General features: G+C 53.5%; 23 protein-coding genes. 2 read left to right on the top strand and 21 right to left on the bottom strand.

Annotation, left to right across the window (positions count from 1 at the left end; translation table 11 throughout):
• Positions 1-20: 20 nt before the first annotated feature.
• A complete protein-coding gene (locus OSH09_RS02860; protein ID WP_266120086.1) occupies positions 21-800 on the top strand; it encodes a hypothetical protein in 780 nt (259 codons plus the stop codon).
• 110 nt (positions 801-910) lie between these two features.
• On the opposite strand, the gene OSH09_RS02855 is transcribed toward OSH09_RS02860, so the two are convergent.
• From OSH09_RS02855 to OSH09_RS02790, 14 genes are all read right to left on the bottom strand, one after another.
• Entirely contained in the window at positions 911-2,431 is a 1,521-nt protein-coding gene (locus OSH09_RS02855; RefSeq protein WP_266120085.1) for a YifB family Mg chelatase-like AAA ATPase, read from the bottom strand.
• A gap of 107 nt (positions 2,432-2,538) precedes the next feature.
• A complete protein-coding gene (locus OSH09_RS02850) occupies positions 2,539-3,216 on the bottom strand; it encodes a pentapeptide repeat-containing protein (RefSeq protein ID WP_266120084.1) in 678 nt (225 codons plus the stop codon).
• 95 nt (positions 3,217-3,311) lie between these two features.
• On the bottom strand, positions 3,312-4,466 hold the full coding sequence (locus OSH09_RS02845; protein ID WP_266120533.1) for an MFS transporter: 1,155 nt from the start codon (positions 4,464-4,466) through the stop codon (positions 3,312-3,314).
• A gap of 87 nt (positions 4,467-4,553) precedes the next feature.
• Positions 4,554-4,841: an accessory factor UbiK family protein gene (locus OSH09_RS02840; protein ID WP_266120083.1), complete on the bottom strand. Its 288-nt coding sequence runs from the start codon at positions 4,839-4,841 to the stop codon at positions 4,554-4,556.
• A gap of 106 nt (positions 4,842-4,947) precedes the next feature.
• Positions 4,948-5,433: a hypothetical protein gene (locus OSH09_RS02835; RefSeq protein ID WP_266120082.1), complete on the bottom strand. Its 486-nt coding sequence runs from the start codon at positions 5,431-5,433 to the stop codon at positions 4,948-4,950.
• Between the two features lie 319 nt (positions 5,434-5,752).
• On the bottom strand, positions 5,753-7,465 hold the full coding sequence (gene ptsP, locus OSH09_RS02830) for a phosphoenolpyruvate--protein phosphotransferase (protein ID WP_207875723.1): 1,713 nt from the start codon (positions 7,463-7,465) through the stop codon (positions 5,753-5,755).
• Positions 7,466-7,525: 60 nt separating this feature from the next.
• Positions 7,526-7,795, bottom strand: coding sequence for an HPr family phosphocarrier protein (locus OSH09_RS02825; protein WP_003800381.1), 270 nt, complete (start codon positions 7,793-7,795; stop codon positions 7,526-7,528).
• 35 nt (positions 7,796-7,830) lie between these two features.
• Positions 7,831-8,238 carry a PTS sugar transporter subunit IIA gene (locus tag OSH09_RS02820; protein ID WP_266120081.1) on the bottom strand — a complete coding sequence of 136 codons (408 nt, stop codon included), beginning with the start codon at positions 8,236-8,238 and terminating at the stop codon, positions 7,831-7,833.
• Complete coding sequence (gene gshB, locus OSH09_RS02815) at positions 8,235-9,197, bottom strand: glutathione synthase (protein WP_266120080.1); 963 nt, start codon at positions 9,195-9,197, stop codon at positions 8,235-8,237. Before gshB ends, OSH09_RS02820 begins: the two co-directional genes overlap by 4 nt.
• Before the next feature lie 128 nt (positions 9,198-9,325).
• Complete coding sequence (gene infC / locus OSH09_RS02810; protein WP_207875722.1) at positions 9,326-9,850, bottom strand: translation initiation factor IF-3; 525 nt, start codon at positions 9,848-9,850, stop codon at positions 9,326-9,328.
• A gap of 46 nt (positions 9,851-9,896) precedes the next feature.
• Entirely contained in the window at positions 9,897-11,819 is a 1,923-nt protein-coding gene (thrS, locus tag OSH09_RS02805; protein WP_207874535.1) for a threonine--tRNA ligase, read from the bottom strand.
• 231 nt (positions 11,820-12,050) lie between these two features.
• Entirely contained in the window at positions 12,051-12,293 is a 243-nt protein-coding gene (locus tag OSH09_RS02800; RefSeq protein ID WP_207874533.1) for a putative hemolysin, read from the bottom strand.
• 599 nt (positions 12,294-12,892) lie between these two features.
• Entirely contained in the window at positions 12,893-13,066 is a 174-nt protein-coding gene (locus OSH09_RS02795) for a hypothetical protein (protein ID WP_266120079.1), read from the bottom strand.
• Positions 13,067-13,123: 57 nt separating this feature from the next.
• Positions 13,124-14,062: a carbohydrate kinase family protein gene (locus OSH09_RS02790; RefSeq protein WP_207874529.1), complete on the bottom strand. Its 939-nt coding sequence runs from the start codon at positions 14,060-14,062 to the stop codon at positions 13,124-13,126.
• Between the two features lie 256 nt (positions 14,063-14,318).
• Here OSH09_RS02790 and OSH09_RS02785 point away from each other — a divergent pair, with 256 nt between their 5' ends.
• The gene (locus OSH09_RS02785; RefSeq protein ID WP_003800394.1) at positions 14,319-14,612 is read left to right on the top strand and encodes a hypothetical protein; all 294 of its coding nucleotides are present in this window, start codon (positions 14,319-14,321) and stop codon (positions 14,610-14,612) included.
• Positions 14,613-14,672: 60 nt separating this feature from the next.
• Here the strand turns inward: OSH09_RS02785 and OSH09_RS02780 are convergent, their stop codons facing one another.
• The 7 genes from OSH09_RS02780 to OSH09_RS02750 form a co-directional block, all read right to left on the bottom strand.
• On the bottom strand, positions 14,673-14,912 hold the full coding sequence (locus OSH09_RS02780) for a putative hemolysin (RefSeq protein WP_266120078.1): 240 nt from the start codon (positions 14,910-14,912) through the stop codon (positions 14,673-14,675).
• Between the two features lie 45 nt (positions 14,913-14,957).
• Positions 14,958-15,608, bottom strand: a complete 651-nt coding sequence (locus tag OSH09_RS02775; RefSeq protein ID WP_266120077.1) for a WG repeat-containing protein — start codon at positions 15,606-15,608, stop codon at positions 14,958-14,960.
• Entirely contained in the window at positions 15,550-16,308 is a 759-nt protein-coding gene (locus OSH09_RS02770) for a class I SAM-dependent methyltransferase (RefSeq protein WP_266120076.1), read from the bottom strand. Before OSH09_RS02770 ends, OSH09_RS02775 begins: the two co-directional genes overlap by 59 nt.
• 23 nt (positions 16,309-16,331) lie before the next feature.
• Positions 16,332-16,784: an NfeD family protein gene (locus OSH09_RS02765; RefSeq protein ID WP_266120075.1), complete on the bottom strand. Its 453-nt coding sequence runs from the start codon at positions 16,782-16,784 to the stop codon at positions 16,332-16,334.
• A gap of 14 nt (positions 16,785-16,798) precedes the next feature.
• Positions 16,799-17,725: an SPFH domain-containing protein gene (locus OSH09_RS02760; protein ID WP_207874521.1), complete on the bottom strand. Its 927-nt coding sequence runs from the start codon at positions 17,723-17,725 to the stop codon at positions 16,799-16,801.
• A 167-nt stretch (positions 17,726-17,892) separates the two neighbouring features.
• Positions 17,893-18,498 carry a hypothetical protein gene (locus OSH09_RS02755; protein ID WP_266120074.1) on the bottom strand — a complete coding sequence of 202 codons (606 nt, stop codon included), beginning with the start codon at positions 18,496-18,498 and terminating at the stop codon, positions 17,893-17,895.
• Positions 18,499-18,643: 145 nt separating this feature from the next.
• Positions 18,644-19,438, bottom strand: a complete 795-nt coding sequence (locus OSH09_RS02750) for a hypothetical protein (protein WP_266120073.1) — start codon at positions 19,436-19,438, stop codon at positions 18,644-18,646.
• Positions 19,439-19,556: the final 118 nt, after the last annotated feature.

Here is a 19,556-nt window from a genome sequence, read left to right as displayed (position 1 = left end):
TTCGACAAAGGAGAATCAAGATGGCTTTTTCTACTGAGCAGACCTATGTGGTGTCGGGCAATTTGATCTCTGCCATCGCAACAGACACCAGTGCGGTAAGCTATGAAGACCTTATTCATTCCAATCTTTTGGCTCAGATGGGCGCCGATAAAAAATTGGGTTCCCGCTTTGTTGACCCCACTGGCTGGCTGAGTTTTTACAAAAATACGGTAGGCAATCTGTTCTGGAGCCTGAGCGAGCAAGGAACCAGTACCCTGAAAATTTCAGCCGGTACCTCAATCATCACCGTGCCGCAAATACTGGCGCAGAGTTTCTTCAAACAACTAAGCCAGGAACAAATCGATAGCGCCACAGCAAGTATCGATCTGTTTAATCAACTTCTCGAAGATGACCCCGCCTTTATCCTCTATAACCTGAAATCACATGCTCAGCTCTCTGCGGCCTCCAAGGCAATAAAGCCGCCTCAAAAAGCGACTTATAGCGTCAACTTGCAAATCAGCATTGCCCATACCGGATCGGAAATCGCACTGTGCAATGTTTTCTTCCAAACCAGTCAAGCGGTTAGCAATGATCTGTTCACACAGAAATTCACCGTCAAAGACCTGATTGGCAACATCAATGTGTATTATTTAAAGGCTCAGATCTCCGAGTCCAACTACGCAAAGATCAGACAGCAGGTTATCGAAAAGCTGGGTGAAAACATCGACACCAGCATCCTGCTAGTAGCCGATGACACCGAAACCCCCGCCCCTCCCTCTCATGCAGAAGCGCGCAGTTTCATACGCAGCCTGAAAATCTAAGCAAGCGATACACAGGCTAGCCATGAAAGTCATGGCGCCTGTCTGCCTTCAGATCGCAGCCTACCCGGCCCTGCCAAGTCCACTGACATTTACCTTTTTCCTGCCTAGACTCACGGCAATTCAGGCCGAAATTGCAATGCTTCCGCAATATGAGCCCTGGCAATCTGATCGACTCCGGCCAGATCCGCAATCGTTCTCGCCACACGCAGTACTCTGCCCTGCACCCGCTCTGACCAATGCCAGCGTTTGCGCGCGCTAAGCAATAGCTGCACAGCATCTTCAGACAAGACACAATGCTCTCTCAAGCTGGCAACAGACAAATGTGCATTGCTTATTGCCTGGCGAGCAGACTGCCTATTCATGGCCTCCTGTACCCGCTCCCGCACTTGACTAGATGACAGCGCAGCCTGATCACGTTCCGGATCAGACTCGCTCATGGTCACCAGCAGGTCAATTCTGTCCAGCATAGGCCCTGACAAACGCTGTCTATAAAGCTCTCGCTGAGCCAAAGAACAACGACAAGCCCGATGTCGACTCGCTGCCCACCCACAAGGGCACGGATTCATGGCCGCTACAAACTGAAATTGCGCAGGAAAGACCGCTTGCTTCTGCGCACGAGAAATACGTACACAGCCTTGTTCCAAAGGCTCACGCAAGGCCTCCAGAGAGCGCCGACTAAATTCAGGTAGCTCATCCAGAAACAGAACACCGTGATGAGCCAGGGACACTTCTCCGGGCCTGGGCCGGCTGCCACCACCAATCAAGGCTGGAGTGGAAACACTGTGATGGGGTGCCCGAAACGGTGGCCGACTACTGAAAAAATCCTGCTCTTGCACAAAAGAGTACAAAGCAGCCACTTCCAGTTGGGCAGAACGATCCAGATCCGGCAACAAGCCGGGCAAGCGCTGGGCCAGCATGGTTTTTCCCACACCTGGCGAACCATTCAACAAAAGGCTATGGCCACCCGCGGCGGCCACCTCCAAGGCTCGGCAAGCCAGAGACTGCCCCAATACGTCGGATAAACAAAGGGGTTGCTCTACATTCTGTTCGGGCCAGGGCTTGGCTACGGCCTGCGCCAGCTCGATATCACCACGCAGATAAGCGGCTGCTTCAGCCAAGCTGGCTACACCACGTACCTGCACACCCGGTACATGGGCAGCGATTTCAGCACTCTGCGCTGGCAGAAGCAAACAGAGATCCGGATGTCGACGCGCCATGCCCAAAGCTATCGTCAAGGCACTTTGAACTGGAACCACAGCCCCTGTCAAAGATAGCTCCCCAGCCATTACATAGCGATCCAGACCTGTAATGGCTTGTTCACGTTGTTTGTCGTCCGGGCGACTAAGTTGGCCGCTGGCCAGCAAAATTGCTAAAGCCACGGGTAAATCGAAACGCCCCGAATCTTTGGGTAAATCGGCTGGAGCCAGATTGATTGTCAGTCGGGCTGCAGGAAAGTCAAAGCCGCTAGCTTGCAAGGCTGAACGTACACGCTCTCGGCTTTCGCGTATGCCTGCATCGGGCAAACCAACAATATGAAAGGCAGGTAGTCCCGGAGCGACATGTGCCTCGACACGCACGTCGATAAAATCCAGGCCCGATAAGGCACAACTGTTCAACACGGCCAAGGACATATGCCCTTCTCCCTTTCCAAGGCAAACATTCAGTCTGCCTGTCAGGAAAAAGAAGCTCCAGATGCCTGCCTTAAAACATCACTGCGTACTTGTACGGCCCACAGGGCTTACTGAACCTGCACTCCCATAGAGCTGACCAATTGGACTGCCTGCTCCACAGACAGGCACGCACCTTGGAAAGAATTATTCAAGTCGTACAAGGTGATGCTGCCCAGTTCCACACTACGCAAGTCCGCACCTTTGAAGTTCACCCCTCGCAGGCTGGCACCGCGCAAGCTGCCGCCTTCAAAGACAGCATCCTGGAAATTACAACCGCCTAAATCCGCATCGGAGAAGTCCAGTTGCACCAAGCTCTGCTTACGGAAATTAATAGCGCGCAAGGTCGTCCCTACCAGCTTGCATTCGCGCAAACTCAGATCCAAACCACGCGTTTCATTAAAAACTGCGCCGCTTAACTTGGAGTCCTCAATCTGCACAGAGGCAATCTGCGTGCGCACCCACTTACTCAAGTGCAAGTCACACACTCTGAAACGGGCCGAACTGAGATCGGCCAGACTAAAATCTGCTTGGCCCAGCTTGCAACGCTCCCAGACTGTGTCTTGCAGATGTGCCCGTGTAAAGCGGGTATCCAGAAAACTGCAACCTGCAAACTGCAAGCCTTCCAACTCCAGACCCGACAGATCCTCGCCGTCGAAGCTACAGTTTTCAAAGCGTAAAGACTCATGGGAAGCGGCCAGAAGATCGACCAACTCCTCTCCACTGACCAAGACATTACTGACAAGCATGCTGCTGCTTTTCCTTCAAGAAAATAGAGCCAGCATTATTGAGCTGGCCCTTTCATTGGCTACGTCGTGCTATTTGGAAGTGCTTTGACCAATGCTTAACGGCCGTTGGGTAAACCCAGCCGTGACAGGCGCCACGCAATAATCAAACCCAATATGGCAAAACTAACGGTGGCGATCCAGGCCCATTGCCATCCGCCCAAAGCATGTACTACCGAAGCCACAACGGGTGGGCCTACAAACTGGCCCAATGAAGAACATTGCTGCACCCAACCCACCGAGGTTGAAGTGGTTTCGGGTGAAGGCGCTGCCGTTACAGCCAAAAAGAACAAGGTTGCGGGGATCAAGCCGCCCACAATCGAGAACAGCAAGATCGCGACAAACTGAACGACCAGACTTTGTGTCAGGCCAAAAGCCACGACTGCGCACGCAATCATGCCCAGGTAACCCGCTTGCAGCAGGCGATGTGGCGGGATACCCGCATGTAAAAAGCGCCCTGCCCCTAGATTACCCACCACATTACCTGCAGCAATCAAGGCAGTCAGCAAACCGGCTGTACCGACCGCAATCTCCGCCTGATTGTAGATAGTAGGCATAAAGCCTACGACCGCCGCCCATTGCGCGGCATACACACCAAACGCCAGGGCCAGCAGCCAGACCCGGCCGGAACTCAAGGTCGTGCGCAGCAAGCTGGACCAACGATGGGAGGAGGTATTCTGTGCCGCGCTTTTGGTTTGAGTCTGAGAGTCCGGCGGCACCAAAATAAAGGTCAAGACTATGACGATGGCCGTCAGTATGCCCAACACGACCCACAAGGTGCGCCATGAGCCTATCGCTAGCCAGGCAGCTCCCGCCCACAACATCAACACAGCGCCAGCGGGCATATAACAGCCCCATAAACCCATTACACGGCTCAAACGCGCCGCATCCGTAATGCGCTTGATCAGGGCTGGAATAGGCAACACCACCATCAGAAAGCCACAGCCTTCTATCATCCGGCCCAACAAGACCAGGCTACTGTGCTCAAACTGGGAGCCAATCACCGAGGACAGGCTCAAAATACCCAGCCCGATCAGGATGCAGCGACGCAGGCCGATTTTCTCGGAGATCAAGCCTATGCATAGCCCCAGCAGCATTCCTGCCATCTGTACGCTGGCCAGCAAAAAGCCGGACTGCACCAGGTCCATGCCCAGTTCCCGCTGCATAAAAGGCAAAGCCGGGGGTACTTTCCACACATGCAGTGCGGCGCACACCCCGGTCAGGACAAGAAAAACAGCAATGAAAAAGGGGCTGGCCGATTGTTTGCCCCCAGGCCTGGTGACCGTATTCAAATGATGTGATCAGCCTTGGCCGCCCTCTTTGCCAGCAGTATCGCTGTCTTGAGGCACTGGCGTTTGACGCCCCTCCAAGGCTTGCAGGCGTGTTTCCAGAGCGGCTACACGAGCCAGTGCGCGTTCCAGCATCAGCTTGTAGGTATCGAACTCTTCACGGGTTACCAGGTCCATACGATTGAAGGCCTGACCCATAAAGGCTTTTACATTGCGCTCAATATCGGCAGCCGGACTTTTGGCGATCAGCTCCGAGACGTTTTTTTGCAGATCTTCCAGCCACTCGCTACGATTAATCATGGTCCTCTCCTGAAAATATTGACACTACCAGCAGTATAGAAAAAGCGGGTGCCAAAGGCACCCGCTTTTTTCATCTGGCCAGACAATCAGCCGAATTATTCAAACCTTAAGGTTTGGCTTGTTCCGAAGGAACCGAAGAAGGCGAAGAATCTACACCATTACCCAGCTTGTTTTGGATTGCGCTGTCAGCCTTGGCAGCACCTTCTTTAATAGCGTCGCCCGTACGGCTAGCGGCGTTAGCCACTGCATCTTTCGCTTCACCTGCTTTTTCAGCGACTTTATCGCCAGCAGCCTTGGCATCTTCCTTCAAGGTGTTGGTATTTTCCTTGGCGTTTTCTTTCTGTTCCTCTGCTTCTTTTTTGACGTCGTCAGCAACTTTAGCGGCGTCCTGCTTCAGTTCTTCCGTTTTTTGCTCCAGGGACTTGTTAGCTTCTGGTGCAGGTGGAGTGGCAGGTGCTGTCGATTGTGGTGTAGCGACAGGAGCAGGTGGCGCGCTCGTAGCGGCTTTATCGTCCTCTTTGGAACACGCAGCCAAAAGAGTCATCGAAGCAGCAGCGGCCATGACAGCAAAATGAGCACGAGTCAGTTTCATAAGATTTCCTTCCTACTATTCCAAGGTCGCTAGATAGAATGGGCCGATGCCTGGTGCGACTTCCAGCTCGGCCTTGGGTCTGTTACAACTCCCCTAGAAGCCATTCTATCGATGCTGGGCACACAGACCAATCTATTAGTGTAAATCCTGATTTCAATTATTCTGACGATATAGCCCAAGGTTTGTGACAAACCCTTTAACAACAAGCACCTAGCGGGTAGCCCGCTTTCGGGGCTCTGTTACAAACAGAATCCCTCATAGGGCTACAGCCGGGGTTTGTTACATATTTGCCAAATTAAATTGGCCTAGTTTCAACAACTTAGGCGGCTAAAGTTGCCAGATCGATGCGCTCGGCACGGTTCAAGGCACTGGCAACCTTCACGCGCAAGGCATTGGAATGCGACAGGCGCACTTCCTTTTTCACATCCAGCAATTGCTGCGGATGCATGGAAAACTCTTTCAGGCCCAATCCGAGCAGCATACGGGTCACTGACGCGTCCCCCGCCATCTCGCCACAGATCGCAACGGGTTTACCTGCACGGTCGGCGGCATTGATCGTATGGGCGATCAAGCGCAACACGGCAGGATGCATGGGGTCGTACAGACTAGCCACTTCCGCATCGCCCCGGTCTACGGCCAGGACATATTGAATCAAGTCATTCGTGCCTATGGACAGGAAGTCCAGCTCCTGCACAAAAGGCTCAATAGCGATAGCAATGGCGGGCACTTCCACCATGGCGCCCAATAAGTAGTTCCGTGCAAACGGAGTACCAGACTTCTCCAGCTCCCGAGCAGCGGACTCAATCGCCTGACGGCTGGCATGCACCTCGTTCATGGAGGAAATCATGGGAATCAGGATGCGAATTTGTCCGTGCTGGCTGGCACGCAGCAAGGCGCGCAACTGTGTGGCAAACATTTCCGGCTTATCCAGACAGTAGCGAATCGCACGCAAACCCAAGGCGGGATTGGTGGCTACTGTGGCGTCCCCATCCAGCGTCTTGTCAGCACCGATGTCCAATGTACGGATGGTGACTACCTTGCCTTGCATGGCCTTGACCACACGAGAATAGGCTTCGTACTGCTCCTGCTCGGAAGGCAGATCACTACGGCCCATAAACAGAAATTCGCTGCGGAACAGACCGATGCCATCAGCACCTGCCTTCAAGGCCAGCTCGGCTTCTTCGGGAAGCTCGATATTCGCTTCCAGACGTACATTGATGCCGTCCAGAGTCACAGCAGGTGCATCCAGCAGCTCTTCCAATTCGGCACGTTCGCGGCGGTAGGCCTCCTGGCGTTCTCTGTATTCAGCCAGCACCCGTTCCGACGGATTGACGATAACCGCACCCGAGAAGCCATCAACGATCAGATAATCGCCATCGCGGATCAGGCTGCGGAAACTGCCCAAGCCGACGACGGCAGGAACACTCAAGCTGCGAGCCACAATAGCCGTGTGGGAAGTAGGCCCACCCAGGTCTGTCAAAAAACCGGCGAAATGACCACCGCGCAAGCGCAGCATATCTGCCGGGGAAATATCGCGTGCCACCACAATCAGCGGCTCTTCCTGAGCAGCCGAAAAACCGGGCAACAACGCGGGTTTGCCTGCCAGAACACGCAATACGCGCTCGATGACCTGGCGCACATCGGCACCACGTTCGCGCAGGTATTCGTCTTCCATTTGGGAAAACTGCTCGACCAGCATCTGACCTTGTGAGGTCAATGCCCATTCCGCGTTGTAATGGCGTTCCGCAATAATGGCGCAGGTTTGCTGCGTCAACATGGGGTCGTCCAGAAGCAGGCTATGCACCGTCAAAATAGGCGCGAGTTCGCGCGGTGCATCAACGGGCAACTGATCCACCATGGCGCGAAGTTCGTCGCGTGTACTGGCCATGGCACTTAACAAGCGCTGGCTTTCAGAGTCCACGTCTTCCGCCGCAATCCGGTAATGAGGAACTTCCAGTGCTGCTGCGCTCATCACCACGGCTTTGGCAATGGCATACCCCTTCCCGACGGCTTGACCTTGAGCGGTAAACATCGCGGACAAATCAGACGCCGGAGTTCGAGCTGCAGCACTATTCATGACCAGATTTCTTCCTTATTCGTTTTCGCCAAACTTGGCGTCAAACAACGCCTGGATATCATTCAGGGCCTGATCGGCATCGTCGCCCTGGGCGTCAACAACCACGGTGACCCCCATTCCGGCGGCCAGCATCATGACACCCATAATACTTTTTGCATTCACACGCTGCGAGCCGCGCGCGATAAAAATCTCACTGCTATAACGGCCGGCCAACTGGGTAAGCTTGGCTGCTGCCCGTGCATGAAGACCTAATTTATTACTGATCGTGATGGATACGCTAGGCATAAGGGCAACTGGAAAAATGAAAGTGAAAATTCAAATTAGCAATGGCAGTCGGCATGGACAATGCCACGCAACGCGCCTGCCATGACATCCTGAGCAAACTGCTCGGGGTTGTCACGTCGCTCGGTCAAGGCTTTCAACACCATGCACATATTGGTGCCGGTCAATAAATACGCACCCTGCCCTTGATCTTGCAAGGCTTGCTGAACTCGACGGGCCACATTGAATGGGGTGGCACCGTACAGGTCGCACAATATCAGTGTGGCGGGTGAGTCCGGCTCTTGCGTTTGCAAGTGCCCCAGCAAGCGGTCTACCGCCGTGTCCGTGCACTCGTCGGCCTGAATGTCGAAGACAAACAGATCGGGTTTTTCACCCAGGACGTGCTCGGCACAACTGGCAAACGCACTGGCCAGGGGCTCGTGCATGATCAAGGCAAGGCGAATCACGCGCGTCCCGTCGCTTTTTCGACGGCCTCGGCAAAACGCTGCGCAACATCAAAGCCTGTCTGTTCGGCAATTTCGACGAAACAGGTAGGGCTGGTCACGTTGATTTCCGTGACGTACTCACCAATCACATCCAGACCGATCAGCAACAAGCCGCGCTCGGCCAGAACCGGGCCCAGGGTACGGGCGATGTGCCAGTCGTGCTCAGACAAAGGTTGCGCAACACCACGACCACCCGCGGCCAGATTGCCACGCGTCTCGCCCGCCAGGGGGATACGGGCCAAGGCATACGGCACAGGCTCGCCGTCAATAATCAGGATGCGTTTATCACCCTTGACGATTTCCGGGATGTAGCGCTGTGCCATGATGGTTTGCGTGCCGTTGTCGGTCAGCGTTTCCAGGATGGCGCCCAGATTGGGCTCGGGATCTTGCAACCGGAAAATACCCATGCCGCCCATGCCGTCCAGCGGCTTGACGATGACATCCTTGTATTCCTGGTGAAAGGCGCGCAAGCGGGCCATATCACGCGTCACCAAGGTGGGAGGCGTAAATTCCGGAAATTCGGTAATAGCGAGTTTTTCGGGGTGATTGCGAATGGCTGCACCCGAATTGAATACCTTAGCCCCCTGCTCCTGCGCGAAGCTGAGCAAGTGCGTGGAATAGGAATATTCCATATCGAAAGGCGGATCTTTGCGCATGATGACTGCGTCAAAGACATTCAATTCCTGCTCGACAGCAGGCTCGGGATGTGTCCACCACGAAGGCGCACGCAAATCGGCATCAGCAGCAATACTGACCGCCTGACTGCGCGTACGAACCCGGCTTTGGGAAATGTACAAGTCAGATTGCAGGGTCACGCTGACGCGATGACCACGCGCCAAAAATGCACGCATCATGGCAACGGAGGAATCCTTGTAAGCCGACAGGCTGGGCAAGGGATCAATGATGAATAAAACGTGCATATCACACCTAGAGAAAAACGCCTTTGCAGACGGGCTGCAAAGGCGATTGTGCCCGACTCGCTACTTGGGAGCGAATCGAGCGACGCATAATGCTCCTGGGCGGATCCAGGCAGTATCGTGCAAGAGTATCAGGACGCTTTCTTGCGAGGCGCCAAGACCATGACCATTTGACGGCCTTCCAGCTTGGGCATGGCTTCAACCTGACAGATTTCGCTGACTTCGTCGCGAACCCGTTCCAGTACACGCATCCCCAATTCCTGGTGAGCCATTTCACGACCACGGAAACGCAAAGTCACTTTGACCTTGTCACCATCATCGATAAAACGCTTCACGTTACGCAGCTTGACCTGGTAGTCGCCTTCGTCCGTACCGGGACGGAATTTGACTTCCTTGATCTGAATGATTTTCTGCTTGGCCTTGGCTTCTTGTTGGCGCTTCTGTTCCTGATAGCGGAATTTGCCGTAGTCCATCAAGCGGCACACCGGTGGCACGGCCGCAGGGGCGATTTCCACCAGATCCACATCATGTTGTTCTGCCATTGCCAAGGCGTCAGGCACCTTGACGATACCTAGCTGCTCACCCTCGACTCCAATGAGTCGCACCTCTGGAATACGAATTTCACCATTGATGCGATGTTTTTTCTCGGTTGCGATGTCGAAAACTCCTAAAAATGTCGATAAAAACGATAGCGTTCCTGTTTTACTGACGGCTATCGATCTCTTGCTTCAATCGTGCAGAAAAATCGGCTAACGGCATGACGCCCAAGTCCACGCCACCACGTGCACGCACGGCAACTGCGCCGTTTTCACGCTCTTTTTCACCCACGACCAGAATATAGGGCACTTTTTGCATACTGTGCTCACGGATTTTACGAGTGATTTTTTCACCACGCAAATCAGAGGAGGCACGGAATCCCATTTTCTTCAGATTTTGCGCCACGGATTGGGCATAATCGGCCGAACTTTCGGAAATGCAGCATACCACCACATGCTCTGGAGCCAACCAGGCGGGCAAGGCACCGGCGTGGTTTTCAATCAGCATGCCAATGAAACGCTCGAAGGAACCCAAAATAGCACGGTGCAACATCACTGGCACGCGACGCTGATCCTGGGCATCCACATACTCGGCACCCAAACGGGCGGGCATGGAAAAGTCCACCTGAATAGTGCCACATTGCCAATGACGGCCAATCGCGTCTTTCAGCGTGTATTCAATCTTCGGACCGTAGAACGCGCCCTCGCCTTCAGAGATCTCGAACTCGCAACCGGTACGGCGCAAGCTTTCGATCAGGGCTTGTTCAGCCTTGTCCCAAACGGCGTCGTCACCAATCCGTTTTTCAGGACGAGTGGCAACCTTATACAGAATCTCGGTAAACCCGAAATCTGCATACACCGCTTGCAACTGCGCAGTGAAAGCAGCGCATTCGTCTTGCAACTGGTCTTCGGTACAGAAAATGTGGCCGTCGTCTTGTGTAAAGCCGCGCACTCGCATCATGCCGTGCAGCGCACCCGAAGGCTCGTTGCGGTGGCACTGACCAAACTCACCGTAACGAATCGGCAATTCACGGTAGGAATGCAGACCGGAATTAAAGATTTGCACGTGGCCGGGACAGTTCATGGGCTTCAAGCCGTAAACACGGTTCTCCGACTCAGTCGTGAACATGTTTTCAGCGTAGTTATCCCAGTGGCCGGTTTTCTTCCACAGCGACAAATCCAGAATTTGTGGCGCTTTCACTTCCTGATAGCCATTGTCCTGATAGACACGGCGAATGTATTGCTCGACCTGCTGCCAGATCACCCAGCCTTTGGGGTGCCAGAAAATCAGACCGGGAGCTTCTTCCTGGAAGTGGAACAGATCCAGTTCACGACCCAGTTTGCGGTGGTCGCGACGCTCGGCCTCTTCCAGCATGGTCAGGTAGGCTTGCTGATCTTCCTTGGTCGCCCAGGCAGTGCCGTAAATGCGTTGCAGCATTTCGTTATTGCTATCGCCACGCCAGTAAGCACCAGCCACTTTCATCAGCTTGAACACCTTCAACTTGCCAGTGGATGGCACGTGAGGGCCACGACACAAGTCGATGAAGTCACCTTCACGGTAAAGGCTGATCGGCTCGTTGGACGGAATAGAGGCAATGATTTCTGCCTTGTAGTCCTCGCCAATGCTCTTGAAGAAGGCCACGGCATCGTCACGCATCCACTCTTCGCGAGTCACGATTTCGTCTTTCTTGGCCAGTTCAGCCATTTTCTTTTCGATGGCTTCCAGATCTTCAGGCGTGAAAGCACGCTTGTAGGAGAAGTCATAATAAAAGCCGTTATCGATCACCGGGCCAATCGTGACCTGAGCATCGGGAAACAGGCTTTTCACGGCATAAGCCAGCAAGTGAGCGGTCGAGTGGCGGATCAGGTCCAAACCATCCGCATCTTTGGCGGTGATAATGGCCAAATTGCTATCCTGGTCGATCACATACGAGGTATCCACCAGACGCGACTCAGTGCCTGGCGTGCCGACGCGGCCAGCCAGGGCGGCACGGCCCAGGCCAGTACCAATCGAGTTCGCCACTTCGCTGACGGAAACCGGGCCCTGAAACTCTCGCTGGGAGCCATCGGGCAGTGTGATTCGGACCATAACACTTCCTGAAATAAAAAACGCGGCCTTGAAAAGGCCGCGCTTTTGAATTGAACGTTCTTGGAAAGCAAACGAAACGCTACGCGGCCACGGCTAGATTTGCCGACGGGTAGTTCGCGTTGAGTTCATAAGATTCTGCTTCCCAAATAACACATTTGATTGGATAAGTTTATCACCTTCACCTGCAATCGCGGCGTAGTATCGCCACAAAAACCACAATTGGCGAAGAATTCAGTCCATCCGGGGATACCAGCTACGGTAAAAGGCCCATTCTTCCGACTCCGAGCCGTCTTTCATCAAACAGGTTCCGTAAGCCCCTTGCCCACTTTCATGGACAACGGTTTGCCCACCCATACGTTGACAGAAATTAGAAGCCAAATTGGCTTGGGCCACAGGTTTGGTGCTTTGTGTGGAGCTGGCGCACGCTGACAACATCAAAGAACCTGCGCAGGCAGAAACTAAGCGGAAAAACATGATTTCCTTCTCCTTGACCTGATGTTTGCTGATGCCTGAGCCAGCACGTAATGTGATGGCGGTACAGGCAGCGTCTGCTGTTAGCGCACGTTAGGAGCAAAGCTCAAGGCGCTGGTCGCGAAACAGATCGTGGAAATAGCTTACTACACTTGTTTGATACGGAAAGTGTGTGATGACAAGCGTGCAGCAAAAGCAACACGTCAGGTAAAAGATGGGGCTGAAATCAAGCGTAAATATCCGTGCTTTATTGCAAAGCACAGTGCCGCTGGGCGTGAATCAAGAGCGGTGCAGCCAGAATGACAGCAAAATAAAGCCCAAAATACCGCAGCCAGCCAACATTAATACCATAGGTACATAATCGATCAAATTCGAGGCATTAATCATGGCGTACATCCCAAAATCCCAACTAAAACAAGCTTAAGACTATGGTAACGGGCCACCCTCAGAACATGAAGTCAACGATTGTCAAGATCCGACACAGAGACGACACAAAGACCAAGATCAGGCTACATGGGCTTACTTTTGTGGCAAAAATTACCGCAAAAGCTCATAACACGCAACAAACAGCCTTGGAAACGTATCAGTTCAAACAGAGCCGATTAACTCAGCAAGGTAAACAAACCATAAACCACGGGCACTGCCAAGGGCGTAATCATTAATAAAGCAGTGTCACGCTTCCAGCTCTTGGGCCGGGTATAACAGAGTGTCACACCCAGCAAGACCGTCACTAGCAGATACAAACCCACAATAATAATGGTGGTGGTGGCTGCCATTGTTTCCCCCGTTCTTATGTTTTGCTGCGTTTTACGCTGTCTTTTTGTTGCTGCTATTTATAAAACCAGGACCTCATCTGCATCCTGCCCGAACAAGGGCGGGAAGTTGTTAGCCGCCCACTGTCCCAAGCGTGCCGCCGCTGACTGACTGGCCAGCTTCAAGGCTGCTGAAGGCTCCAGGCCTCGTTTCCACGCCAAAGCAAAGCTGGACAGAAATGCGTCCCCCGCTCCAACGGTTGAACATACAGTCACTTTGCACGCTGGCTCGGCATAATGCTGCCCATTGAACGCCAAAACCGCCCCCTGTACACCCAAGGTAATCAGCAAGGCTTGTTGAGGGTGATGCTGCAAACGGGTCGCCAAGTCGCAGGCTTCTTGAATCGACAGTTCCAACTGAATGTCAGCATCCTGAACGCCTGCCAACATTTGAGCCTCTACTGCGTTCAGGCCCAGCACATCTGCCCGAGCATAGACCTGCTTGAATCCCTGCCCTTGTTGGCGCAAACACGCCACGCTGGGATTAACTACCAGGCAGGCTGACTGGTCTGCTCTTTCAGCCAAAGCTTGAGCCAGGCTCTCCATGGGTTGCAGTGCCAATGGCGCCACATAAATCAAATCCGCCTGCAGATCCTGAGCCTGCACACGCAAGCACGCATTAGCACCACGGCGGGCCAACACCGACGCACTTCCAGAAGGTTCTACCAAAACAATGGCTTTACCTGTCGGTTGATCTGGGCAAAGCTGCACACTGCTGACATCAATACCCAACTGTTCAATATGCGAGCATAAGCGAGCGCCCAGCCCATCTTGCCCCAAGGCCCCCAACAGTCGTACGGACTCGCCTTGCGCCATAAAACTGGCTGTCGCATTGAGTGCTCCGCCGCCCGGATACAAGTCTATCGAGCCCACCTCTTGCTTGTCTCCACGCGCTAGCTCAGCGGGCATGCCAGAGACCACAATATCAACGGTAATACTGCCAATTGCTACAAGCTGCACCCTGCACCTCGTCCATAAAAAAAGAGCGTGGATCTGTTGAAAGCAGTATACCCACGGGCTGAACAAGATAGTCTATGGTGGAAAATCAGGTCTGGTACAACAGTTCGCAGAGCTAAGCGCGACGAGCTATTTTCCATGCCGTCTGAACCCTAAAAAGACGTCGGCTAATAGCTCAGGTAGTAACCATCATAAAAATCTGGCCCAAGACAAAAAGTCGTGCTAAATTACTGTTCATCCATACAGCAAAAGAAGCATCATGTCCTATACCATTACTTTGCACGACGCTCCTTCCGATATCACCGAACGCGGTCGCCGCGAGGCTGAAGAGCGCTTTCGCCGTAGCTTAGAAAAAGTTATGCAAGGCCCCGAGGCGGTGGTCCAGGCGTATCGGGCCTGGCAACTGGCCGAGGAAACGGCAGAGACAGAATTGTCCGGGGAAGACATTGCCTTGGCCAAAAAATGGATAGCAGCCGCCACCCGCGCCATGAGCGATGGTTTTCGCGATCTGGGCGAGTCTGAAGCTTACTTTGAAGTCCGTATCGAGCGCTGATTGCACAGGCCCCTCTCAAGACAACAAAGCCAGCATATTGCTGGCTTTTTTCATGTGGTCTCAAGATCGTTGCGATGGATGATCGCGACGCATCAACTCCCACTCCTCAATCACACTGCCATCAGGCAAAGTGCACATCCCGACCTGCCCGGTCGGGGCATTCACAATATCTAGCCGCCCACCTTTTTCCACGCAATATGCCGACGCAGGATTGGCAATACCAAGCGGTGGCTGTGTCGTGGCTTGATTCGCGCAGGCAGACAACACGCCCACCAGCCCCAGGATTCCCCATTTCTTCATCGTGCTCTCCGGATAAAGTCTGTATGGCAGTGTACTTTGCAGTGGCTAGTTTGCGGGCCGATCTTTGGAGCCTGACAAGGGATTGGGAATACTCTCCCACTGCTTGCAGAGCACCGAACGATGCTCGCCGTCGGGGATGAACTTGCAGTTCATGCCAACCTTGGCGTAGCCATCTACAAAAGGGAAAGCAAAATCGTAGCGGGCAGGAATTTGAATTTTCAACGCCTGGTCATGAAATCCCATTTTCCCCTTGGATACGAAACGAGCCAGGCCTTCCTCAAAATAATCAGGGCCGTTGTCATAGATAAAGGGGCGCAAGATGGGTTCACCCTGATCATTCACGTAGACCCAGCCTTGATCATCTTGTTGCAGACTGCTCCCTTCTACGATGGGACTGAACACGCTGATTAAAACAAACAAAAAGGCCAGGAGCCCAAAAGACCAGAGCCTCGACTTGGATGGAACAGGGGCTGTAAAGGGGATAAAGAGGGAGAAAAGGGCCAAGGTGGAAGTCGAGCCTGCAAAAGAGGCAGAGGCAGAGGCAGAGGCAGAGGCAGGTTTATTAAAAACCTGCCACGCTCTACGTGCAAACACAGGCATCAAGACTGAGCTCAGCCCTTTCTTGAAGGCAACAGTCTTAAAGCTTGCGCGCTTCAAACGAAATAATCCCATCCGTATCTTGAGGCGGCTTGCCATATCGATAGCCGCCCGATATCACGATCTCGCCAAAGCCCAACTGCTCCAGAGCCATACGCATTTCCTGTACTCCCCACCAGCGCAAAGAAAATTGCTCCAACTGGGTTTCCAGCAAGACTCCATGCTCCCACAACTCGTAGCGATGCATTTCACGAGTCACTTGGGCGCAGTAATCCTTTTCCAGGGCAGTCGCATTCAAGGTGATCAAGCCATGCGGCGGAGCTGACCACGTTCGCATACCAGGATGCACATTCACAATGGCAGCGACCGGATCCAGATCCAGCAGCAGTCGTCCGCCTGTTTTCAAGCTGGCGTGAAAACGGCTTAAGGCCGCCATTCCTTGCTCGAAAGAATCCAGCAGTTGGAAAGAGCCGGCAGGCACCACAATCGCCTCTACAGGACGGTCCGCCTCGAAGTCTGTAAAGCCTGCCAACTGAAGCCGAGTTTTCAAGGAGCGCAGCCCCAGTTCGCGCTGGCAGTAATCCAACATCTCCTGAGAGATGTCGAACCCACTAACGTCCAGCCCCGCTTGCAGCAAGGGGATCAAAATACGCCCCGTGCCGACCGCAGGTTCTAAAACAGCCCCGCTTACACCGTGCAAACGCTCCAGGTAATACTCAACATCCCCGAAAGATCGCCCTATGGGCTTATCCAGGTGATACACCAAAGAAGCCAGCTTGCCGTAGCGATTGTTCATCATTGTTCTACACCGTTCTATGTCTATTACTCAACAGCCTGAACACGCATTTCGGCGCCTTCTACAGCCAAGATCACCACCGCCGCACCCTGCTCCAGGTCTTGGGCCGCTGTGGCACTGTAATAACTATCGTTAAGCCGAATACGTCCACGGCCATTCACAAAGCGTTCACTGACCTGGGCACGCGCGCCCACATAGGCACTCAAACCTGTATTGAGGATATCGGGCTGACTGGCCCGGCTGCGTCGTTGCCAACGCACACCCACCACTACCCAGCCCAACATGGCAATAGCCAGAATCAGCCACTGCAACCAGGTAGGGGCATCAGGCCAAGCTGCAGTAAACAGACCCACCGTCAACGCGCCCAGACCCAGCCACAGCAAATAAACGCCGGAGAGAACGACCTCGGCGGCAACCAGCACCACGCCGGCCACCAGCCAATACCAAAAGGAATCGAAAATGAATGCCAAGATCAGCACCTCCCGTGGTCCGCTTAACCTTGTCCCAACTTGCCGCCTGTGGACTTCAGCAGCTCAGTCACACCCGCAACCGCGCCAGTAATACCGCTGGCCTCCAAAGGCATCAGGACCAGTTTGCTATTGGGGCCATTACCCACGTCGCGCAAGGCTTCCACGTATTTCAAACCCACGAAGTATTGCAAGGCCTGAACATCACCGCTTTTAATCGCTTCGGACACTTCACGAGTGGCACGGGCTTCGGCCTCAGCCTCACGCTCACGCGCTTCGGCACGCAAAATAGCGGATTGTTTTTCACCTTCAGCACGCAACACAGCCGCCTGTTTTTCCCCTTCTGCTTGCAGCACTTCCGCTTCTTTCTGGCCGCTGGCTTTGGTCACCACCGCACGACGATGACGTTCAGCCGTCATTTGCAGATTCATGGCTTCCTGCAATTCCGGGGCCATATTCAAATCGCGAATTTCTACCCGCGTCACCTTCACACCCCACGGGGTCGTGGCCGCATCTACGGCAGCCAGAAGGCGGTCGTTAATCATTTCACGGTTGGACAACATATGGTCCAGTTCCATCGAACCCAGAACCGAACGCAGATTGGTCGTGGTCAGATTGACGATAGCCAGTTCCAGATGGTCAATCTCGTACGCTGCTTGAGCTGCATTGTCGATGCGATAGAACACCACACCGTCGGCGGTCACGGCCACGTTATCGCGAGAAATGACATTTTGCGATGGAACATCCAGAACGGATTCCATCATTTTGAGTTTTCGGCCTACGCGGTCCATAAAAGGCACCAGCAAAGACAAACCGGGCGTCAGGGTGCGGGTGTAGCGACCAAAGCGCTCGACTGTCCATTGTTGGCCCTGAGGGACCACTTTGACTCCGGCCATCACGACGACCACCGCCAAAAACGCCACCATCACTACAAAAGTAAAGGAGCCACTCATGTCGTTACCATCTCCAAGAACACAACTGAAAAAGGGATTCTAGCCCAGGCTCGATGACAGATCCGCTAAAGAGGATCTTTGACCACCCTATCGTCGGTTTATCTATCTGCCGGTAATGCAGAACCCCCGCAAGGGAGCACTAGCAATATGCAGCACGAGGTGCCGCCTTAATTCAGAATGTCATACAGACGAAAAATCCACTGCCCTTTATAGATCAGCGTCAACACGATCAAGGCAGCCTGATACCGTTTGCTGGACACCACCATTGCAATCAAACCCAGGCCAATAAACATGGCCTGTTGCAAGGGGTACTCTATACCCAAGCTTAGAAAATATGCTTTGCCTTTAATGGCGGTGTCGATCAAATCCATGATCTGGATTAGTACGAAGAAGCCGTACAGTGAACGTCGCCGGGTCTGAAAATAATCCTCAAACCCCCGATACTCCTGCATATTGCTGGGAAACAGCAAGGACGCCATGATGGCAAATACACAGGTATACAGGATCAGGAAAAAGTACAACTGAAAAGACCAGACCTGTACCTTGACCAGGCTGAACTCATACCACCAGAAATGGATAATCGTCAGGAACAAGTACAGAACCCATCCCAGATGAATGGGATAGATACGCTTGGCTTTGGGGTGTTGGATGAACTCGGAAACGCCCACGATCAGACGAGAAATGCTGATACCCAGCACCATACCGATAATGATGCGTACGTGGACAAAATGCTCTGGATGGATCAACTCTGGCGGCACGTGTTGTCCTTGCATAGTGGCTAATCCTGGCACACCTTAACAGAGACATTCCGGGGCTCCAAGCGCGTAGTTTCCCGCCAGGACGTTTGTATCCCGATATCCGCCACTCTCGACTTCGCCAGAACCGCTTACCGATTCTGGCGAAGAAGACGATCAAGACTTAGTAACGCGGCGGTGCTGCGTACTGGCCCTTGCTGTCATCCCCTGGAAAGGGATTAGGCGTCTGAGCAGCAGGTTGACGCGGCTGCACGGGACGTACCTCGTAAAGCACAGTACCGATCACGCCAATATTACGTGTATCGCCCGCCAGGCTGTTAGCGGCATACGCCCTATCTTTACTGGAGAAACGGAAGGCCGCCACTTCTTCTGCGCTCTTGCGAAACCCTTCAATACGCAGCACAGCCCCGGCTTGCAACATATAGCCGTTATGACGACGACTACCCGGCTTGCCGGACAATACATCCAAGCCATCTACGGTTGTAATGATTTCATAAGGCGTTCCGCTGCGATTGGTATAGACCAGCACATATCGCTCGCCCTCCTTGCCGGCCAATTGATAATTGTTTTGGCCCACGCTGCTATAGATAGTCAAAGGCTTGTCGCTTGCATCATGTACGGACAGCTCTACATTGCCTTTATCCAGCAAAATGCTGCGTTGTGCATCCAGATTGCTTCCCAAGGCCCGACGAATACTTTGCTCATCGGAATAGCTGAATTGCAGCTCATCGCGCTGCGGCTCGACACGCTGGGCCTGGACAGAATAAACCCGTGACTCGCGCCCTTCCCCCCATTGGGTTCCCAAGCTCGCCTTCGCTTGGGGTACAGCCGATGCCGAGACAGCGTGCTGCGCAGACTGCGGCGGCACGTTGCTGCATGCTGCCAGAACTAAAGCGGCGCTTAACAAGCTCCACCGCCCCAGACGTCGTGCCGATAAAAATGATTGAGACAGATTCATGCGCTTCCCCTTTTATTAGTACAAGTGCCCTGACCAGCCCCTGTTGAGCGCGAGTATTCCTGATTCCACGGCCTTTGAGTCGTCAGCAAACCTCAAAATTGAAATTGCCTGTATCAGG

Source organism: Alcaligenes parafaecalis (assembly GCF_026344135.1).
Lineage (GTDB): Bacteria > Pseudomonadota > Gammaproteobacteria > Burkholderiales > Burkholderiaceae_B > Alcaligenes > Alcaligenes parafaecalis.
Note: the sequence above shows the minus strand (reverse complement) of the source record. Positions and strands in the feature narration are given on the sequence as shown.